At 67.6% G+C, this 19,897-nt stretch carries 9 protein-coding genes; 2 read left to right on the top strand and 7 right to left on the bottom strand.

Annotated elements, in window-relative coordinates; translation table 11 throughout:
* Positions 1-9 precede the first annotated feature (9 nt).
* Complete coding sequence (locus tag ACOI2T_RS19040; protein ID WP_409504796.1) at positions 10-3,201, bottom strand: MMPL/RND family transporter; 3,192 nt, start codon at positions 3,199-3,201, stop codon at positions 10-12.
* A 156-nt stretch (positions 3,202-3,357) separates the two neighbouring features.
* Here ACOI2T_RS19040 and ACOI2T_RS19045 point away from each other — a divergent pair, with 156 nt between their 5' ends.
* Positions 3,358-4,623, top strand: a complete 1,266-nt coding sequence (locus tag ACOI2T_RS19045) for a glycosyltransferase (RefSeq protein WP_409504795.1) — start codon at positions 3,358-3,360, stop codon at positions 4,621-4,623.
* On the opposite strand, the gene ACOI2T_RS19050 is transcribed toward ACOI2T_RS19045, so the two are convergent.
* The 4 genes from ACOI2T_RS19050 to pks2 are packed head-to-tail and all read right to left on the bottom strand — an operon-like array spanning position 4,604 to position 15,221.
* Positions 4,604-5,947, bottom strand: a complete 1,344-nt coding sequence (locus ACOI2T_RS19050) for a hypothetical protein (RefSeq protein WP_409504794.1) — start codon at positions 5,945-5,947, stop codon at positions 4,604-4,606. The two genes, ACOI2T_RS19045 and ACOI2T_RS19050, sit on opposite strands and share 20 nt — an antisense overlap.
* A gap of 1 nt (position 5,948) precedes the next feature.
* Positions 5,949-7,349 carry a hypothetical protein gene (locus tag ACOI2T_RS19055; RefSeq protein WP_409504793.1) on the bottom strand — a complete coding sequence of 467 codons (1,401 nt, stop codon included), beginning with the start codon at positions 7,347-7,349 and terminating at the stop codon, positions 5,949-5,951.
* 2 nt (positions 7,350-7,351) lie between these two features.
* Complete coding sequence (locus ACOI2T_RS19060) at positions 7,352-8,830, bottom strand: condensation domain-containing protein (RefSeq protein ID WP_084356484.1); 1,479 nt, start codon at positions 8,828-8,830, stop codon at positions 7,352-7,354.
* A gap of 58 nt (positions 8,831-8,888) precedes the next feature.
* Entirely contained in the window at positions 8,889-15,221 is a 6,333-nt protein-coding gene (gene pks2 / locus ACOI2T_RS19065) for a sulfolipid-1 biosynthesis phthioceranic/hydroxyphthioceranic acid synthase (RefSeq protein ID WP_409504792.1), read from the bottom strand.
* Positions 15,222-15,888: 667 nt separating this feature from the next.
* Here pks2 and ACOI2T_RS19070 point away from each other — a divergent pair.
* Positions 15,889-18,561: an alpha/beta fold hydrolase gene (locus ACOI2T_RS19070; protein ID WP_409504791.1), complete on the top strand. Its 2,673-nt coding sequence runs from the start codon at positions 15,889-15,891 to the stop codon at positions 18,559-18,561.
* A gap of 9 nt (positions 18,562-18,570) precedes the next feature.
* Here the strand turns inward: ACOI2T_RS19070 and ACOI2T_RS19075 are convergent, their stop codons facing one another.
* Positions 18,571-19,398: an enoyl-CoA hydratase gene (locus ACOI2T_RS19075; protein ID WP_409504790.1), complete on the bottom strand. Its 828-nt coding sequence runs from the start codon at positions 19,396-19,398 to the stop codon at positions 18,571-18,573.
* A 54-nt stretch (positions 19,399-19,452) separates the two neighbouring features.
* A complete protein-coding gene (trxA, locus tag ACOI2T_RS19080; protein WP_409504789.1) occupies positions 19,453-19,818 on the bottom strand; it encodes a thioredoxin in 366 nt (121 codons plus the stop codon).
* Positions 19,819-19,897: the final 79 nt, after the last annotated feature.

Here is a 19,897-nt window from a genome sequence, read left to right on the forward strand (position 1 = left end):
GCGGTGACGCTACCGGTTGCGCGATTCGTCGCTCCACGCGTCGGCGACGACGCTCGCCGCGTGCGTTGCCGCGGCGAACTCACAGGTCTGTAGCGCACTGTCGTCATCGTCATCGTCGTCGGGAGTCGCGGGCTTACGCACCGGCCCGGCCGACGCGGTCTTCGGCCGGTGAACCGCGGTGGCTTTCCGCTGCGCGGGCGTGGTTTTGGCGGGCCACCAGTTCGCCTTGCCGATCAGCACGCACGCGGCAGGCACCGTGATCGTCCGCACCAGGAACGTGTCCAGCAGCAACCCGACACCGATGATGAAGCCCATCTGGACGATCGTGGTGATGCTGCTGACGGTCAGGGCGAGCATCGACGCCGCGAAGATCAAGCCGGCAGAGGTGATGACGCCGCCGGTGGCACCCACGGTCGTCACGACCCCGGACCGCACGCCGTGGCGCGATTCGTCGCGTATTCGTGAGATCAGCAGCAGGTTGTAGTCCGCGCCGACCGCGACGAGCACCAGGAACGCCATGCCCGGCACACTCCAGTGCAGATGCTGGCCGAGGATGAACTGGAACAGCACCACGCCGATCCCGACCGCCGACGCGTAGGACAGGATCACCGACGCCACCAGGTAGATGGGGGCGACCAGCGCCCGCAGGAGCAGCACGAGGATCAGGAACACCACGATGAGGGTGGCGATCACGATGAACTGGATGTCGCCGTTGTAGTAGTCGCGGATGTCGCGGTTCACCGCGGAGAAACCGACCATCGAGATCTCGGCGTTGGCCAGGGTCGTGTTGGGGCGCGCACTCTCGCCGGCCTTGATGATGTCGGCAACCTGGTCCATCGCTTCGGTGCCGAACGGATCCAGCGCGGTCTGCACCAGATAACGCGCGGTGTGACCGTCCTCGGACACGAACAGTTGCGCGGCCTTCTTGAACTCGTCCTGCGTCAGCACCTGGGGCGGGATGTAGAAGCCCGACATGGGCGGGTCGGCGGCGTCGCGCTTCATCGCGAGCAGGAACGCCGAGGCCTGGTCCAGGCCGCCGCCCATCTGCCGGGTCTGGTCCACGAGCAGCTGTACGCCTTCTGCGAGTTGGCGGCTCGAGTCGGCCAGGGTGTTGGCCCCTTGCAGGGCACTGTCGAGGGTCCTCTGCAGGCCGCTGGGCGAATCGATGCCGAGCTCGCGCGCGGCCGCCGTCGCGGTCGTCAGATTGGTGTTGAGGGTCCGCAGCGACTCCGACACGGTGTCGGTGCCTCGGGTGCCTTCCAGTTGCCTGCCGAGCTCGGCGATGCTCTGTATCGCCGGATCGTCCCGTGCGTTGGCGATGCGCTGGAGGTCTCCGCGGGCCGCGACGCATTCCGGGTCGGTGTTGCACGTGAGGCTCGTGTTGAGGCCGTTGGCGACCGGGCCGGCCCACGTGGACAGGTCGGTGATCCGGGAGATGTTCACGCCGAGGGAGTCCCCGAGCGACTGCATGTTGCCCACCAGCGTGGCCGTCTTGTCGATCTCCTCGAGCGTCGTGGCGCCGCCCTGCTGGGACTCCATGTCGCCGAGCGCGCTCGCTAGCCCGCGGACGCTGCCCAATGCCCCGATGATCCCGTTGCGGACCTCGTTGAGGACGTCGGCGAGCTGATCGGCGCCGCCGCTGAGCCTGCTCAGGTTCGACTCGTTCTGGCTGATCGTGGTCGACGCTTCCTGAAGTCTTCCGCCGACCTCACCGGCCTGATGCGTGGCCCGCGCCTGCTCGAGGGTTTCACCGGCCGGGCGGGTGATACCCCGCACGATGTCGATGCCCGGCACCTGACTCACCCGGGTCGCCAGCTGTTCCATGTCGGCGAGCGCTTTCGGCGTCCGCAGGTCCTGATCCGGCGACTGGATCAGGATGAACTGCTGCAGCGTCGTGCTGATCGGGAAATGCCGGTTCATCGCCTCGTATCCGAGGTTGCTCTCGGCATCGGCCGGCAGGGTCTTGCGGTCGTCGTAGTTGAACTTCACGAACACGGCACAACCGGCAAGCGCGACCAGCACGGTGAGGCTGCCCGCCAGATGGATCACGGGCCTGCGCACGATCCCTACCCCGGACCGCCGCCACAACCGGCGCGTCCCCTCGCCCTTGCGTGGCTTGATCCAGCCGCGCCGCCCGGCGAGCACGATCTGGGCGGGCAGCAACGTGATCGAGGCCAGAAAACCCACGGCGATCGTGACCGCGAGAGCCGGGCCGATCGTCGAGAACACGCCAAGCGTCGCGAAGGACAACGCGAGGAATGTCAGCGCCACCGTGCCCGCCGAGCCCGCGATCACCTCGCCGATCGTGCGCAGGGCCTCGACGAGCGCGTCGTCGGATTTCAGGCCGGTTTTCACCAGCTCCTGGTAGCGGCTGAACAGGAACACCGCGTAGTCGATGCCCGCCCCCATGATCATGCCGGTCATCAGGACCATCGTCTGGGGTCCGAGCCCCAGGCCGAGCTCGCCGAGTGCGGCCACGACTTGCTGGGCGACGACCAGTGATACCCCGATGGTGAGGATGGGCATCAACATCGCAACGAGGTTGCGGTACACCACAATCAAGATCAGCAGGACCGTGATCACGGTCGAGAGTTCGATGACGATCTGATCGCGCGCCCCGATAGCGTTGACGTCGTCCAACGTCGCCGCCGCGCCGACGATGTTGGCGGTCAGCGTTGTGCCCGCCGTCACTTCCTTGACCTCAGCGATGACCGCGCGATAGGCAGCCTGTCCCGACGGGGTACCCATGGTCCCCTTCAGGTTGATCGGCAGATTCCACGCCTTTTTGTCTTCGCTTGTCATCACCTGCCGCAACTCGGGGATGGTGACGAAGTCCTGCGTGGATTCGACGTTGGTCGTGTCGGCGCGCAGTTTCTCGACGACTGCCCGGTATACGCCTTCATCGGCAGGGGTGAGCCCGTTTTCGTTGCTCAGAACGACCACAGCGACGTTGTCCGAGCCTGCTTCGCTGAATGCCGCCTTCATCTGTTCGCCGGCGATCAGCACACGCGACTCCGACGGCAGGAACGGCGGCGGGTTGCGCTGCGCGACAACCGCCAACGGAGGCACCGCGAGGAACAGCGCCAAGGCCGTCGCGACCCAGGCTATGATCACCAAAACCGGGTGGCGGACGATCATTCGGCCGAGGGCGGGAAGCCCGCCATGAGCGAGCACGCCGCTGGAGAAGGCGCGCCGAATCATCCCCCAAAGCTACATGGGAGGGGCATCGTCAGTGGGTTCTCCCCACGCGCTCTCGTGCCCTCCGGACCCACCGCTTCCCGGCACGGCCGCGTCCCACCTGACACCGGCTCGCCCGATCTGCCCATGGTCTAATCGGGTCATGCCGCGGAGCAACGGATGAGGTTCGCCATTGCCGCGCACGGCACCCGTGGCGACATCGAGCCCTGCACGGCACTCGCACTCGAATGTGTGCGCCGCGGACACGATGTGCGGATGGCGGTTCCGCCGAACCTGGTGTCGTTCGTCGAGGCGACGGGTCTCGGTCCGGTCGCCTCCTACGGCGTGGACTCACAGCAGCAGCTCGAGGCCGAGATCTTCCGGAAGTCGTGGAAGCTGCAGAATCCGCTCACCGCGCTGCGTCAGCTCAAGGACTACACGACCGAGGGCTGGCAGGACATGAGCCGAACCCTGGTCGAGGTTGCCGACGGCGCCGATCTCATTCTCACCGCCACGACCTACGAAGAAGTGGCCGCCAACGTCGCCGAACACCTCGGCCTTCCGCTTGCGGCTTTGCACTACTTCCCGTTCCGGGCCAACACCCAGATACTGCCGGTGCCGCTTCCCGGCCGCCTGGTCCGGTCGGTGTGGCCCGCCGCCGAGTGGCTGCACTGGCGGCTGATCAAAGACGCCGAAGATGTGCAGCGCCGCGATCTCGGGTTGCCGAAGTCGAGCGGCCGGGCGATCGGGCGCATCCTCGACGCCGGAGCCCTCGAGATACAGGCCTACGACCCACAGTTCTTTCCAGGGCTGGCCGAGGCGTGGCGCGGTGTGCGTCCCGTCATCGGCGGTCTGACACTGCAACTCCACACCGACGCCGATCACGACGTCTCGGCATGGATCGCGGCAGGCCCGCCACCCATCTACTTCGGGTTCGGCAGCATGCCCGTGCAATCGCCGTCCGCCGCAGTCGCGATGATCGCCGATGCCTGCTCGGCGCTCGGTGAGCGGGCGCTGATCTGTTCCGGTGTATGGGATGTCGACGGCGCCGACGTGCCCGAGCACGTGAAGATCGTGCGCACCGTCAACCACTCGGCGGTCTTCCCGCGATGCCGTGCACTCGTCCATCACGGCGGTGCGGGCACCACCGCGGCCGGGTTGCGCTCGGGGATACCGACCTTCGTGCTATGGGTCGGCGCCGAGCAGCCGCTGTGGGCCGCCCAGGTGAAGAGACTCGAAGTCGGCACGGCACAACGTTTTTCGGAGATGACCCCCAAATCGCTGCGCGTAGGCCTCAGAACGGTACTCGAGCCCCGCTACCTGGCCCGCGCGCGCGAGGTCGCCGAGCGGATGACCGCACCCGAGGTCGCCGTGGCCACCGCGGCGGATCTACTCGAGGCGGCGGTACGCAAGGGCCGCAGCCCGGTCAGACAATCTCGGCGGTGAGCCCGAACTCGTCGAGCACCTCACCGGCGAGTGTCCGCAACCACGCCTTCGTGTTGGGCGCACCCGGCTGGTATGCCACGACCGAGATGCTGATCTTTCCGGTGATCCGGCCTGCCGCGAGGACGAGTTGTCCTCCGGCCCCCTCGATTTGAGCGCGTTTGACGTTCTGGTCGACGGGGCGCCACATCACATAGTCGGCGTCGGTGCCGTCGACCCTGCCCACCGCCGGGTCGACGTCGCCGAGGTTGGAGCACGATACCGGCAGGTCGCCGAACACCATGGCGCCCATCCGCTTCACCGCACGCTTGGGGATGAACGGTGTCAGCGGCAGCAGTGCGAAGGTCTCGTCCGGTGTCTCGCGCAATTCGGCGAGTGCCGACCGGATCGCCGCCCGCGGCGTCTTGAGATCGGTGCTGACGGTGGCCGCTTCGACGTTCACCCGGGCGAACCGCAGAGCGTTGGCGCGGGTGTCGCCGGGAGCCCGGTCGCTGATCGCGATCAGCAGTGCCACGGTCCCGTCGTCGGCCCGGCGCCGGTTCAGCCGGGTCCCCAGCCGCGCCGACAACCCGGCGAGCAGGGAGTGACTGTTGCCGCCGCGCTCTTCGGCCGCCCGGTCCCAGGCCGCGATGTCGACGAATACCGTGACGGTCGGCACGACGATTCCGCTGTGGTCGTCGACACCCGTCGCGCCGGGCGACACGGCGGCGGGCGACGCCGATGCGGACTGCTCGTGACGTGCCGCGCGCGCGAGCTTCACACCCGCGGCCAGCGCACCGCCGAGCGCAGGGAGGTCGCGTGCAGTCTGGATGGCGTCGTCGATGATCGCGCGACGACGGGTGCGCGATCGCGGTGGCGGGTAACCGAAGTCGCGCACGGTGCCGTTGACCGCGTCGGCGATCGTCTGCAAGAACCCGAGTCCGTCGAACAGGCAGTGCGAGCCCACGAGGCTGACAGCCGTGGAGCCATCGGTCATCGGCAGCACACCGAGGTGCCAGCCCGGCCCGCGCTGGGGATCGACCGGTTGCTCAGCGCGTTCGTCGATCCAATCGCTCAGTGCGGTGCGCGGTCTGGCGTCCTCGGCGATGTCGATTTCGGTTGCCGGACCGACCGACGAGACCCACCGGTGCCTGCCGAACGGCAGCGCCGAGTGCTCGATACGCCTGCCCGCCAGGCCGTATCCGAAATTCTGGTGAAAGGTCTTGAGCCCCGCGTAATCGAGCGGACGCTCGTACACCCACACCGACTGCGCGAGCTGCGCGCGGCCGGTCGCGCGCAGCGACAGATAGGTGGCTTGGTCGAGATATTCGAGCCGGTTGTCGTCCATGTCAGATGATCACACCGGACAGGCCGAACTCCGACAGCGTATGTTCGACCAGGCCGCGCAGGCGGGCTCGGGTGTTGGCCGCTCCGAGCTCGTAGCCGACCACGGTGATCGAGATGCGCCCGCCGATCCGCGCACCCACCACGGTCAGCAGCCCGCTGCGTTGTTCGAGCACTCGGCGCGTGATGTGCTGGTCGACGCCGCGCAGCAGCACGTATTCGGCGTCCGTGCCGTCGGCGCGGCCGATCTCGGCAGGCAGGTCTCCCAGATTGGAGCAGGACACCGGCTGCTCGGCGAATCCGAAGGCGAGTTCCGCGGCGTGTTTGACCGCACGCTTGGGCATGAACGGCACCAACGGCAACAGTTCCATGGCCTCGTCCGGCGTATCGTCCAGCTTCCGCAGGCTCTGCCTGATGTCGGAACGCAGTGCCGACAGATCGCGGGTCACGCCGTCCGGATCGGCTGAGACATTGGCCAGTTTCACGGCGTTGGCGCGCGTGTCGGCGAGGTCGGTGCGATCGTTGATCGGAATGATCAGCGGAACCTTGCCGTCGGCGGCGCGCCGGTTCATCGCCTCGGCCAGTTTGGCGGCGAAACCGGCAAGAAGCGAATACGTGTTGCCGCCAAGGCTTGTCGCCCGCGCGTCCCAATCGGCGAGGTCGACGAAGGCCGTCAGTGCGGGCACGCGCACGTGCCGGTTGTCCTCCCACTGCGTGACCGGCGGTTTGCGGGCCGGCGCCGCGGCGACGCGCTCCTTGCGCCGCCGCAGCGCCAATTTGCCTGCGGCGACGAGGGTTCGGCCGACCTCGGGGAAGTCGTGCAGGAATTGGCGGGTGTCCTCGGCGAGAGCCTGCCTGCGGGTCCGGGACCGCGGCTGCCGGTAACCGAGATCGCGGACGTTGCCGGTGACCGCTTCGAGCACGGTCAGCAGGGCACCGCCACCGTCGCCGAGGCAGTGCGAACCGACCAGACTGATCGCCGTCGAACCGTCCGTCATGGGCAACACCCCGAGATGCCAGCCCGGCCCCCACTCGGGGTCGACGGGCAGGGCGGCCCGTTCATCGAGCCAGTCGCCGAGTTCATCTCGCGGGCGCGCATGTTCGGCGATGTCGATATCGGCGGGCGGCCCGAGCGAGGACACCCAGCGATGGCGGCCGAACGGCAACGCCGAGGGTTCGATCCGCCTGCCGGCGAGCCCGGACCCGAAGTTGCGGTGAAACCGCCGCAGCCCGTCGAGATCGACGGGATGCTCGTATATCCAGACGCACTGCATGACCGCGGCCTGGCCGGTGGCCCGCAAGCCGAGGTACATCGCCTGGTCCAGGTAGGTCAACCGGTCGTCGCCGTGCGCGGCACGTTTGTTCGTCTCCCCCGCGCCGACCGTGGGTGATGTCGCGATCGCCACCGTCAGCCGCCGAGAACCCGCGACAACCCATGCGACGCAGCATGATGGCGGCCCGCACCGTGGCGGCCGATCAGCGACTGTGCGGCCGATCCGCCCTCGGCCACGCGCCGATACACCTGCTTCATGACGTTGACATAGCGCTGAACCGATTCGCGGGCGACCGGATTGTCCGGGAACGCGACGGTGACGACGGCCTCCTGCGCCGACCGATTCACCCAGATTCCGACTTGATCAGCAGATCGGTTGTCGCAGTAGATCTTTCCGTTCATCCGTTCCCACTCGGCGATGATCGCCGGGGACAGCGGTGGCAGTGCGGCGTCGAGATAGGAAAGCATCTGCACACCGGGCCCGGGGCTTCGCAATCCCATGCGGCCTGCCGCCAACTCCATCACCCGGTCGAATGGCACGTGGGCGAGTTCGGTCCCCGAATCGAACGATTCCTGGGCGGCGCGGGCCGTGTTGCCGAACGACGCCGCATCCACCGGGACGCTCACCGGGACAAGCCCGGTGAACCAGCCGGTCGTCATGAACTCCGCGCGGCTGCGCCGCGTGGTGGTCGGCGTGATCGCGTAGTAGTTCGATGCGCCGGTCAACTCATGCTCGGTCAACGCCCCGCACGCGAGCACTCCCCCGCTGAACCGAACACCCTCTGTCGTGCACACCTCGTCGAATCGGTGGCACTGCTGCGCGTCGAGCAACTGGACGGTGATCATGTCGCCGCCCCATGGCACCGACAGATCACCGAGCGGCAGCGGGAAGTACGGCAGGGTGCCGTCATTGCGTTCGGCGAAGGCGATCCACTCCCGAACCTCGGGTGATTCGAGGGTGAGCGCCGACGTGTATTGCCGCTGGCGCAGGCAGTAATCGTCGTAGCTGCCCGCCTCCTCCAACGGAATAGGGGTGTCGCCCCCGACGAGCGCGGCGTACATCATGTGGATCTCGACGAGCACGAGGCACATGAACATCGCGTCGGTGTGGACGTGGTCCACGCTGATGTAGAACGTGAAATGGTCTTTGCGCTGGATGATCCCGAAGCTGAAGCAGTCCCATTGCAAGGGGTCCGGGGTGGCGAGGACGTGTGTGCGCCATTGCGCCGCTGTCATCTCGCCGTGCTCGGTCGGCACGAATTTCAGGTCGCGCGGGTTCTTGATCGTCCGGCGCACGATCTCGTCGTCGGCGGTGAACTCGAACCAGCTGTGGTAGGTGTCGTGCCGACGGATGTACGCGTTCAGGACGTGGCTCATCGCGCGAAGGTCACACCGGCCCGGCATATCCCAGGCCGGGGTGTTGAGCCGAGCCATGTCGGCACCGGCCGAGCGGTGCCGGCGGAACGTCCGGATGTGTTGCTCCTGCTGGTAGCTCACCGGGACCGGACTGATCGGTGCGTCGCGAACCTTGGCTTGCGTCGCCGGCGACGGATGCCAGGACACCACATGCCCGGGTTCGCCGATCCAGTCGTCAATGGCCCTCAACGCGACCATGCACCCTCCCCTCCGTCCGCGCCGCGGCGTGCGGCATCACCGGTTGCAGTTCCGGCGTTCACTGCGTGGTCACGACGACGGCGTCCTCCGCCAATGCCATTCCCAGATGCTCGGCGAGGGCGCGCACCGTCGTGATATCGGTTGTGCTGACCCGGATTCCGGTTTCGGCCTCGATCTTGGTCCGCACCTCCAGCACGCCGAGCGAATCCAGACCGTATTCCGCGAGCGGCCGGTCGGGATCGACGGTGCGCCGCATGATGATGCTGATCTGCTCGGAAATCAGCCTGCGCAGCCGAGCTTCCCTTTCGTCGCGCGGCAGTTCTTTGAGCTCCTTGAGGAATCCGCTGCCGGACGGCTTGGCGCCGCCGAGATCCCGGAACGCCTCCGCGAACTTGTTCCGCTGGGCGAACTCGACGAGCCAGGGCGCACCTGCCACGGGTGCGTAGCCCGCGTAGTCGCGGCTGTGCCGCAGCAGCGTCTCGAACGCGTACGCGCCATCGTCGGGCGCGATCGCCATCGCGGTATCGGCCGCGACCGCTGTGCCGCGGCCGATCTCGGCCCACGCACCCCAAGCGATCGAGTTGGCCGGCAACCCCTGTGCACGGCGCCACCGCGTGAACGCATCCAGCCAGCTGTTGGCCGCCGCGTAGGCCCCCTGCCCGGGCGAACCGACCAGTGCGGCCGCCGACGAGAAAACGCAGAACCAATCCAGCGGCTGATCGGCCGTGGCGTCATGCAGGTTCCAGGCGCCGATCGCCTTCGGCGCCCAGTCGCGGCGGATCAACTCTTCGGTGATCGAGGGCAGGGTCGCATCTTCGACGACCGCCGCCGCGTGCAGGACACCTCGCACCGGCATCCCGGTCGCAGTCGCCACCGCCACGGCGTGCTCGGCCGAGGCGGCCGAACTGATGTCACCCAGTGCGACCTCGATCTCGGTGCCGCCCTTGCGAATTGCCTCGATCGCAAGCTGGGCCGCCGGGGTCGGCGCCGACCGTCCGTTGAGGACGATGCGGCCGCATCCCGAGTCGGCCAGCCGCTCGGCGAGGAACAGCCCGAGTCCACCCAGGCCGCCGGTGATGATGTAGGCACCGTCGCCGCGGAACGGCACGACCGCTTCCGGGGGCACGGTCGCGCTGGTGTGCCCGACCTCGGGTACATCCAGGACCAACTTGCCGGTGTGGCCTGCCGCACCCATCACCCGGATCGCGGTGGCCGCGTCCTTCATCGGGTAATGCGTGGTTTCTGGTAGCGGCAGCACACCATCGGCGATCTGCTGGAAGACGGTCTCCAACAAGCGCCGGACACTGTCCGGATCGGTCAACGTCAGAAGCGCCAGATCCACCGCGTAGAACGACAGGTTGCGCCGGAACGGGAACAGGCCCAGCTTCGAATCCCCGTAGATGTCGCGCTTGCCGATCTCGACGAATCGGCCGCCGAACGACAGCAGTTCCAAGCCGGCCCGCGCCGCCGCACCGGGCAGCGAATTGAGCACGATGTCGACGCCGTAGCCGTCGGTGTCGCGCCGGATCTGATCCGCGAACTCCGTGGACCGCGAATCGTAGACGTGTTCGATGCCCATATCGCGCAGCATTTCTCGGCGTCCGGGGCTGCCCGCCGTCGCGAAGATCTCGGCACCGGCCGCCCGCGCGATGGCGATGGCGGCTTGGCCGACGCCACCGGTCGCAGAGTGGATCAGCACCTTGTCGCGCGCGGAGATACGGGCCAGCTCGTGCAGGCTGTACCACGCGGTCGCGTGTGCGCTCGGCACAGCGGCCGCGGTGCGGGTCGGCACCGCCGATGGCAACGTGACGGCGAGGTTCGCATCGCAGGTCACGAAGGTGCTCCATGCGCCGTCAGCAGCCAGGCCGGCCACCCGGTCGCCCACCTGGTGATTGGTGACACCGAGCCCGACGGCCGTCACCACACCGGCGAAGTCCGCGCCGAGCTGCGGCAGCCTGCCTTCGAAGCTCGGGTACCGCCCGTAGGCGACGAGCACATCGGCGAAGTTGAGGTTGGATGCCGCCACCGAGACCTCGATCTGGCCCGGGCCGGGCGGAACTCGGTCGAACGCGACCAGGTCGATCGACTCAAGGTCGCCGGGTTTGCGTATGCGCACCTGCAGGCCGTCGCGGTCGTGGGCGACCGTTCTGGTGTGGCGATCGCCGGGCTGCAGCGGAGCCTGGCTGAGCCTGGCCACGTACCATGCGCCGTCGCGCCACGCCGTCTCGTCCTCATCGGAACCCGACAACAGCTGGCCCGCAACCGAAGTGACGTCGGTGGCACCGTCGATGTCGATCTGAGTAGCGCGCAGAGCCGGTTGCTCGACACCCAGCACGCGCATGAGGCCACGCAACCCGGCGTGTTCGAGTCGGGCGACGTCCCCGTCGACGACGGTCTGGGCGTTGCGCGTCAGCACGTACAACCGGGCGGGCTCGCCGGGGATCTCGGCCAGCTCGCGCGCGATCCGTACGACATGCGAAACCGAATCCGCCCCGAGTTCGGCGGTGCGCGCCGACGGGTCTCCACCCTGATCTGACGTCAGTACCACGACACCCGAGAAAGCGTGTGCGGACAAGCGGTTACGCAGTTTGGCGGCCTGCTCGGCGTGGTCGTCGCCGGTGCCCCACGCCGTGGTGGCCACCTCCGCGCGGTGCTTGTGCAGCGCGTCGGCCAGCGTTGCGGCGATCTCGTCAGCCTCACGAGATGTGCTGATCAGCAGCCAGCGGCCGCCGACATCGAGGGCGTCGGGCTCGGGCGAATCCTTGCGGTGCCAATCGATGGCGAGCAGCCGATCGTTGAACACGCGTTCGCGTTGAGTGCTCGTCGCGACACCGGTGCCGAGGCGCAGGCCGGTGATCCGCAGCAGGACGGCGCCGTTCCCGTCGAGGACGTCGATGTCGACTTCCACCTCGGCGAGGGTGATGGCCGTCGTCGTGACGTAGCAATAGCGCGCGTCGCGGGTCGCGCCATATGCCCGGATCCTGCGCACGCCGAGTGGCAGCATGATGGCCCCGGACGGGTCGGCCTGCAGTTCTGGGTGGGCCCCGACCGCCTGGAAGCAGGCGTCGAGCAGCGCCGGGTGGATCCCATATGCGCTCTGCTGCGAACGAATCGGGCCGGGCAGCGCCACCTCGGCGAGCACGGTGGCGCCGAACTCCGCGCTGTGGGCAGCCGTCAACCCGCTGAACGCCGGGCCGTACTGGATGCCCCGCGCGTCGAACCAGCTGCGCAGGGCGGCTCCGTCGAGCCGCACCGGGTGATCGGCTTGCAGTGCTGCGATGTCGTAGGCCCAGGGTTCGGGCTGATCCGTGGACGCGCGCAAGGTCGCGGCCGCGCGGCGGATCCGCGCTCCTTCCGCGAAGGTGTCCACCTCGAATTTCATGGCGCCGGGGGCGTTCACCGATCCGACTGCGGAAAGCGTCGTCACCTCGTCCAGCAGCAACATCTCATCGAATGTGATGTCGTGCACCTCGGCGTCGTCACCGAACACAGTGCGCGCGGCAGCCATCGCCATCTCGCAGTACGCCGCGCCGGGCATGGCCACGACGTTGTGCACCTGGTGGTCACCGAGCCAGGGCTGCGCCGCCGTCCCGACTTCGGACTGCCACACGTGCTGTTCGGGTTCCTCCGGAAGCCGGACATGCGCGCCGAGCAACGGATGGATGGCGAGAGTCGAACCGCCCATGGCGTTTTCGCTTGTGGTGCGGGTGAGGATCAGCTGTGGCCGCGTCCATGCCGGCAACGGTGCGTCGACGAGCGCACCGTCGGGATAGAGCGCGGTGAAGTCGGGTGCGGTGCCTGCGCTGTACAGATCGGCCAAGACGTCGCGCAGACCGTGCGGCAGCTCCTGCTCGCGTCGCAACGTCGCCAGCGCGGCGACCGGGACGTCGCGCGCGGCGGCGTTCTGGCTGACGGCGTGCAGAAGCAGCGGGTGCGGCGAGAGTTCGGCGAACACCCGGAAGCCGTCCTCCAGGGCGGCCTGCACCGCAGCGGAGAACCGCACCGCATGGCGCAGGTTGTCCACCCAGTAGTAGGCGTCGTAGTCGGCGGGCTCGCGCGGATCGTAAAGCGTCGCAGAGTAATACGGGACCGTCGGCTCGGCGGGCGACAGATCCTCGAGCACCTCTTCGAGCGCGTCGAGGATCGGATCGACCTGCGGCGTGTGTGAGGCGACGTCCACCGCGACCTCACGCGCCATCACACCGCGGTCTTCCCATTCCCGCACCAGCGCGCGGATCGTCGATTTCTCCCCGCCGACCACCGCCGACTGGGGGGAGGCGATCACCGAGAGGACGACGTCGGTGGCGCCACGGGCAGCCAGTTCCGACAGCACCTGCTGGGCCGGTAGTTCCACGGTGGCCATCGCGCCCGAGCCCGATATGGTCTGCATCAACCGCGAGCGTCGGCAGATCACCTTGACGCCGTCTTCGAGCGTGAGGGCGCCGGCCACCACGGCCGCCGCGGCCTCACCCATGGAATGGCCGATGACCGCACCGGGCTGGACACCGTAACTCTTGAGGGTCTCGGCGAGCGCGACCTGCACCGCGAAAACGGTCGGCTGAACGCGGTCGATACCCGTCACCTTCTCGGCGGCCGACATCGCCTCGGTGACAGAGAAGCCGGATTCCCGGGCGATCAGGGGCTCGAGTTCGGCGATCGCCGCCGCGAAGGCGGGCTCGGTGGCCAGCAGCGCCGAACCCATCTGCGGCCACTGCGAGCCCTGGCCGGAGAACACCCAGACCGAATCGCGGCCCAACCCGTTCGCCGCAGGCGGAAACGGCATGTCACTGGCCGCGATCTCCTGTAACCGGCTGGTGAGTTCCGTTGCGGTGCTTGCCAGCACAGCTGTCCGCACCGTGCGGTGCGCACGGCGACGGGCCAGGGTGTAGGCCAGGTCGCGGAGTTCGAGACCGTCCGCATTGGCGCTGACCCAGTCGGCCAGGCGAGTTGCGGTGTGGCGCAACCCTTCTGCCGACGTCGATGACAGCGGGAAAAGCCATGGGGCCGTGAGCCCGTTGGCGGCATCGCCGTCCAGGTCGCCATCGATCAACCGCGGCACGTCGCGCACCGGTGCCTGCTCGAGGACGGCGTGCACGTTCGTGCCCGACAAACCGTACGCCGAGACCGCCGCACGGCGCGGGTGGTCTGCCTCGACGGGCCAGGAGGTCACCGCCTGCGGTACGAACAGGCCCGTTGCGATCTCGGCCATCGTGTCCGGCATGCGGTTGAAATGCAGGTTGGGCGGCACCTCGCCGTGCTGCAGCGCGAGCACCGCCTTCATCAGGCCCAGCGCCCCCGACGCCGACTGGCAGTGCCCGAAGTTCGTCTTCGACGATCCGAGCGCGCACCGGCCCGCGGTTCCGTACACCTCGGCCAGGCTCGCGTACTCGATCGGGTCGCCGACCGGCGTGCCGGTGCCGTGTGCCTCCACGAAGCCGATGCCGGCGGGATCGATACCCGCCGCGGCGAGCGCGTCGCGGTAGACCATCACCTGGGCGGCCCTCGACGGCGTGGCGATGTTGACGGTGTGACCGTCCTGGTTGCTCGCGGTGCCCCGCACCACGGCGAGAATCGGGTCGCCATCGGCCAAGGCGTCGGGCAACCGCTTGAACAGCAGCATCACCGCGGCTTCGCCGGATACGAAGCCATCGGCGTCGACGTCGAATGCGTGGCAGCGTCCCGTCGGCGACAGCATGCCCTGCGCGGATCCGGACGCGACCTTGCGCGGTTCGATCGTCAGGGAGACGCCACCGGCCAGTGCCAGGTCGGATTCGCCGTCGTGCAGACTGCGGCACGCCATGTGCACCGCAAGCAGGCTCGACGAGCACGCCGAGTCGACCGTGAACGCCGGTCCGTGCACGCCGAGGTGGTAGGCGATCCGGCCCGAGGCCATGCTGTAGTTGCTTCCGGTGAAGCCGTACGGCCCAACGATCGCGGGGGTATCAGCGGCCAGTAGCTGATAGTCGCTGTGCGTCATGCCGACGAACACGCCGGTCCGCGTCCCGGCCAGCGTCGCCGGGTCCATCCCCGCATGCTCGACGGCTTCCCACGCGGTCTCGAGCAGGAGGCGGTGCTGCGGGTCGATCGCCGTCGCCTCGCGTTCGCTGATACCGAAGAACTCGGCATCGAACCCGGCGATGTCGTCGAGGAATGCGCCCCATTTCGACACCGAGCGTCCGGGGACCCCTGGCTCCGGGTCGTAATGCTCGTCGGCGTCCCACCTGTCGAGCGGAATCTCGGTCACCAGATCGGCGCCACGCAACAGGGCATCCCACAGCTCTGCCGGCGACTCGATGGCGCCGGGCAGCCGGCAAGCCATGCCTACGACCGCGATCGGAGTCACTGGCTGCTCATCAACCACAGGGTCCAAACCTCTTTCACACGTGCTCATGTCCTCGGCATGGCGCGACGTTGCGCTTCCTTATCGCTGGCCCAGAGCCGTCAGCCTGGGGTCACAGCGGGCCATAGCAAAATCAATTTTGGGAACGTAGCACAGCCCTCAAGGCTTCGCGAGTGCTATCCCAGGGCCGCAAAGAGGCTAAGTTGTCGGCAAATCTCCACTCCAGCAATACTTTCCGTGTACCGCTGACATGTGTCAGATGCCCAGTTCAGAGCGGAATCAACCACTGGCCGACACCGCACCTCACCTTCTAGCAAACTATCGGTCGAACACGTCGAGTGGTTTTCGTCATCCTGATATCTAATGAGTCGACCACTGCGCGTGTAGACAATAACGCCCCAGCGGCCGGATCGGTCGGGTACCTCGACCGCACCATGGGTCGCCAATGCGTCCGCGTACATCGGCCGAGCATCGGGCCCGCGCGCCGGGGGGACTCGAAGCAGCTTGGGCGCCACGGTATTTCATGCACGGCAGGGTCGGCAGACAGCGCCGGGCGCGGCACTTTCGTGAACCGCCCCACAGCGCGCATGACAACATTGGCTAGGCTAACCTACCTCACCATTGAGCATTCGGGCGGTCCTCCGTCCCACCCGAGTGGACCCGAACGTTACGCCGGAGCGGGTTCACGTCACGATGAGCGATAAGGACGTCGTACGTTATGAGCCGGTTGAGACACACCGGCGACGCCAATTCCCAGATATCGGGCGGCGCGCCGTGGATCAAAGCACTTGCCGTGATCACCACGGCCATCATTTTCTTGACGGTCGTCTGCGCCGGCATGGCACGTCGCCTGTCAGCGGCTCGAGCCCGGGCAGTCCGCGGCGCCTCGCCCACCGACTCGTCCGTTCCGGTGCGCGTGCCGGCCGAGCGCCCCATCGAACACCGCTCGGTGCCTGCCCACTTCGAGGCGACCGCGCGCAGCCGCCCAGACCGGATCGCTCTCCGCACCGCGACCCACACCGTCACCTACGGCCATCTGCTGGCCGCAGTCCAGGCCCAGACCGTGGCCACACCGGCGGGTACCCGACCGCGCGCGGCACTCGTCACCGCCGACCTCGCCGCACCGACCGTTTCGAAGATCCTGGGTATGTTTGCATCGAAAATCGCCGTGGTGGCGGTGGATCGAGCCACGCCCGACAACCGTGTGGAAAAGATCACAGCGATTCTCGCCGAGCACGGATACGAGGTGTTCACCGCCGACGAACCGTTCGACAGCCCCGGCGATCCCGCCTCTACGGCGTCTGCCGAACCGGAAGAAAGCCCCAGCCTCGACGACATCACCAGCATCCAGTTCACGTCCGGTTCCACCGGTACGCCCAAGGCCGTCCTGCACACCAACGGCATCTGGCTGGCCGATGCACAACTGTTGAACGACCGATTCGGTCTCGCCGATGGCCGAAAAGTCGCGCTCTGCATGCCCATCAGCTTCGCCGGCGGCCTCAATGTGTTGATCGGCTGCCTCGTGGGAGGCGCCGAGATCGTCGGGATCGACCCGCGCGAGCACAGCGCGGCCGACGCGTTCGACCGTATCCGCGACTCGGGCGCCGAGGTGATCACGTGCACGCCGTCTTTCGTCGACGCCTTGCACACCGCGGCTCGTGGTGCCACGTTGCCCGACGTCCGCCGGGTCGTCACCACCGGCGAACCCACCCACGTGCGACACATCAAGCTGGCTCGCGAGCTGACACCCAACGCGGTGTTCACCAACTGGGCGGGATCCACCGAGACACTGGCCATCGCCAGCTATGACATCGTGCCGAACGCGCCGCTTCCCCGCGGCGTCGTCCCGGTGGGAATCCCGGCTCCGCACAAGCGGATCGATATCGACGACAACGGGGCCGTCTCCATCAGCTCCCGTTATCTCGGGCCGGGCTATCTCGACGCGGTCGCCACCGCCGCCACGTTCGCCCACCACCACGACGGCGTCACCACATATGTCGGCGGTGATGTCGGACGGTGGGACGGGCAGGACAATCTGGTGCTGTCCGGACGTGCCGGCAGTACCGTCAAGATCCGCGGATACCTCGTCGAGCCGAGCGAGATCGAGGCGACACTGTCGTCGTACGACGACATCCGCGAAGTCGTCGTCATCGGCTCGACCGAAAGCCCCACTCTCACGGCCTACGTCGCGCCCAGTGCGACAACCAGGACGCCCGCCGTCGCAGATCTGCGGACGAGGTTGCACCGTGACCTGCCGCCGTGGATGGTCCCGGCCAACATCGTCATCCTGCCCGCGCTGCCCCGTGGCGACCGGGGCAAGGTCGACCGCTCGGCCTTGCCGAAACCGGTTCGCGCGCCGCATGATCCGCCCCGAGGAGAACGCGAAGCCGCCGTCGCGCGATTGTGGGCCGAGGTGCTCGGAGTAGACGAGATCAGCCGAACCGACAGCTTCTACGCACTCGGTGGCGACTCCCTGTCCGTCATCCGGATGCTCGAAATACTCAAGAAGACGCAAGGCATTTGGCTCAAACCGGCCGACCTGGCGATGGCGCCGACGCTCGCGGCGTTCGCCGGCCGACTCGCCGACGACCACACCGTACGAACACCGCAGGACCGCCGACCGCTGAATCCGACGACGGTGCCGCTGCGGCCGATCTCCGGGAACACCGTCGGCCCGACTCTTTTCTGCTTCACCGGCGCGGGAGCGCTGTCGCTGTGCTTCCTGCCGCTGGCCGAACGCGTAAGCGCAGAAACCGCGGTGTACGCGTTCGAACCCAGCGGACTCAACCGGGGCACGTTCCCCGATTGGTCCATCCGCCGGGCCACCAGCCGGCATCTGGCGGATCTTCGCCGCATCCAGCCGCACGGCCCGTACACCCTCGTCGGGCACTCACTGGGTGCTCACATCGCGTTGGAGGCCGCGCGGCAGCTCGAAGCAGAAGGTGAGAAGGTCGAACTGGTGGCGATGCTGGACCCCTGGCTGTCGCCGAGGGTCGCGCGTGACGCCCGTAAAGACCTGCCCGGCGCGACCGTGACACTGCAGACCGACGATGCGAACACGTTCGCCACCTGGTGGGCACGGCAGAAACAGATACCGCTGGCGGGTTTGTTGTTCGGCGGCCATCGGCGAAGGACGCTGGCGACCGAGGAGGTCGGGATGATCACCGGCTACCGGCACCGGCCTGCGCCGTGGTCCGGTCGCAGCCTGCTCATCCTCAGCCACCTCAACCGCGACGACCCACGGCTGTGGCAGCGAATCCTCACCGGCGACATGGACTTTCGCGTCGTCGAATGCGACCATCACTCGATCGTGCGCGAACCGCACATCGGCGCCGTGGTCGACGCGATCACCGCGGCGCGCGCTGAGATCCGCAGGCCGGTGAGCCGGTGACGCCGCCGCTCAGCGTTCGTCGGTGAAGATCGGGGCGCGTTTTTCGGCGCGGGCCGCCACGGCCTCCTCGAAGTTCGCGGTCAGCAGGCGCACATAGAGCTGTCCCAGGCCTTCGGCCTGCATGTGCCCCTCGAGGCTCGAAGCGTCCAGTCCGCTCCACAAGGTGCGCTTGGTCAATTCGGTTCCCGGCCGGGAGAAGGCCGCGATGCGCTCCGCCATCTGGTAACAGGTGTCGAGCAGTTCGTCGTCGGGCACCGACCGCGACACCAATCCGATCCGCTGTGCCTCGTCGGCGTCGACATCCCGGCCGGTGAGCATGATCTCGAATGCCCGCGACGCACCGATGGCGCGTGGCAACAGATAGGACAGCCCGAGCTCGCTCGCGGTCAGTCCGTTGTTGATGCCCGCCGCGCGGAAGTACGCGCCGTCGGCGGCCACCCGGATGTCGCATGCCAGGGCAAGGCAGAGCCCACCGCCGATCGCGGCGCCGTTGACAGCTGCGATCACCGGTTGATGCAACCTACGCAGCGCAAGGATCACGTCGTCCAACAGCTCCATCGAGCGCAGTGCGTACGTCGGCCGGGTGAGCCCGTCGACGTGTGGCACCGAGCCGGCCGATTTGTGATCGGCCCCAGAAGAGAAGCCGCGCCCGGCGCCCGTCAGCACCACGACGCGCACGGAATTGTCGTAGCGCAGTTCTTCGAGAACGCGTTTGAGCGGAACCATGACGTCGAACGCCATGGAGTTCATTCGCTCAGGCCGATTCAAAGTCACCAGGGCGACGTCCGGCCGTGCACGATCGACGAGGACGAAGTGGTTGTCGTCAGTCACGGACAAGCACGTTAGCGCGCCGCCCCGGTCAGCCCTCGGCGAAGCATGCCATTTCGGCGGTCAGGACTGCTGGGCTTCGTCCTGTGCAGCGACGGCCGCGTCGATGTCGAATTCCTTGATCTTCTGGACCAGGTCCTCCAGCGCGGCTGGCGGCAGTGCCCCGGCCTGGTTGAAAACCAACTTGCCCTTCTTGAACGCCATCAACGTCGGGATCGACCGGATATCGGCGGCCGCGGCGAGTGCCTGCTCGGCTTCGGTGTCGACCTTGGCGTGAACGATTTCGGGATGCTTGTCGGACGAGGCCGCGAACGTCGGCGCAAACGCACGACACGGCCCGCACCAGGACGCCCAGAAATCCACCAGCACGATCTCGTTGTCGTTGATGGTGTCGTTGAACTGTTCTGCGGTGATGTCTTGCGTGCTCACACTTGTCCTAACGCCGGGGTGGGACGGGCTGTTCCCCACCGTACGGTCACAACAGGCTGGTTAGCGCTGTTTCGGCGGG

The organism is Mycolicibacterium wolinskyi str. Jessa 2025, from assembly GCF_049241375.1.
Classification (GTDB): domain Bacteria; phylum Actinomycetota; class Actinomycetes; order Mycobacteriales; family Mycobacteriaceae; genus Mycobacterium; species Mycobacterium wolinskyi.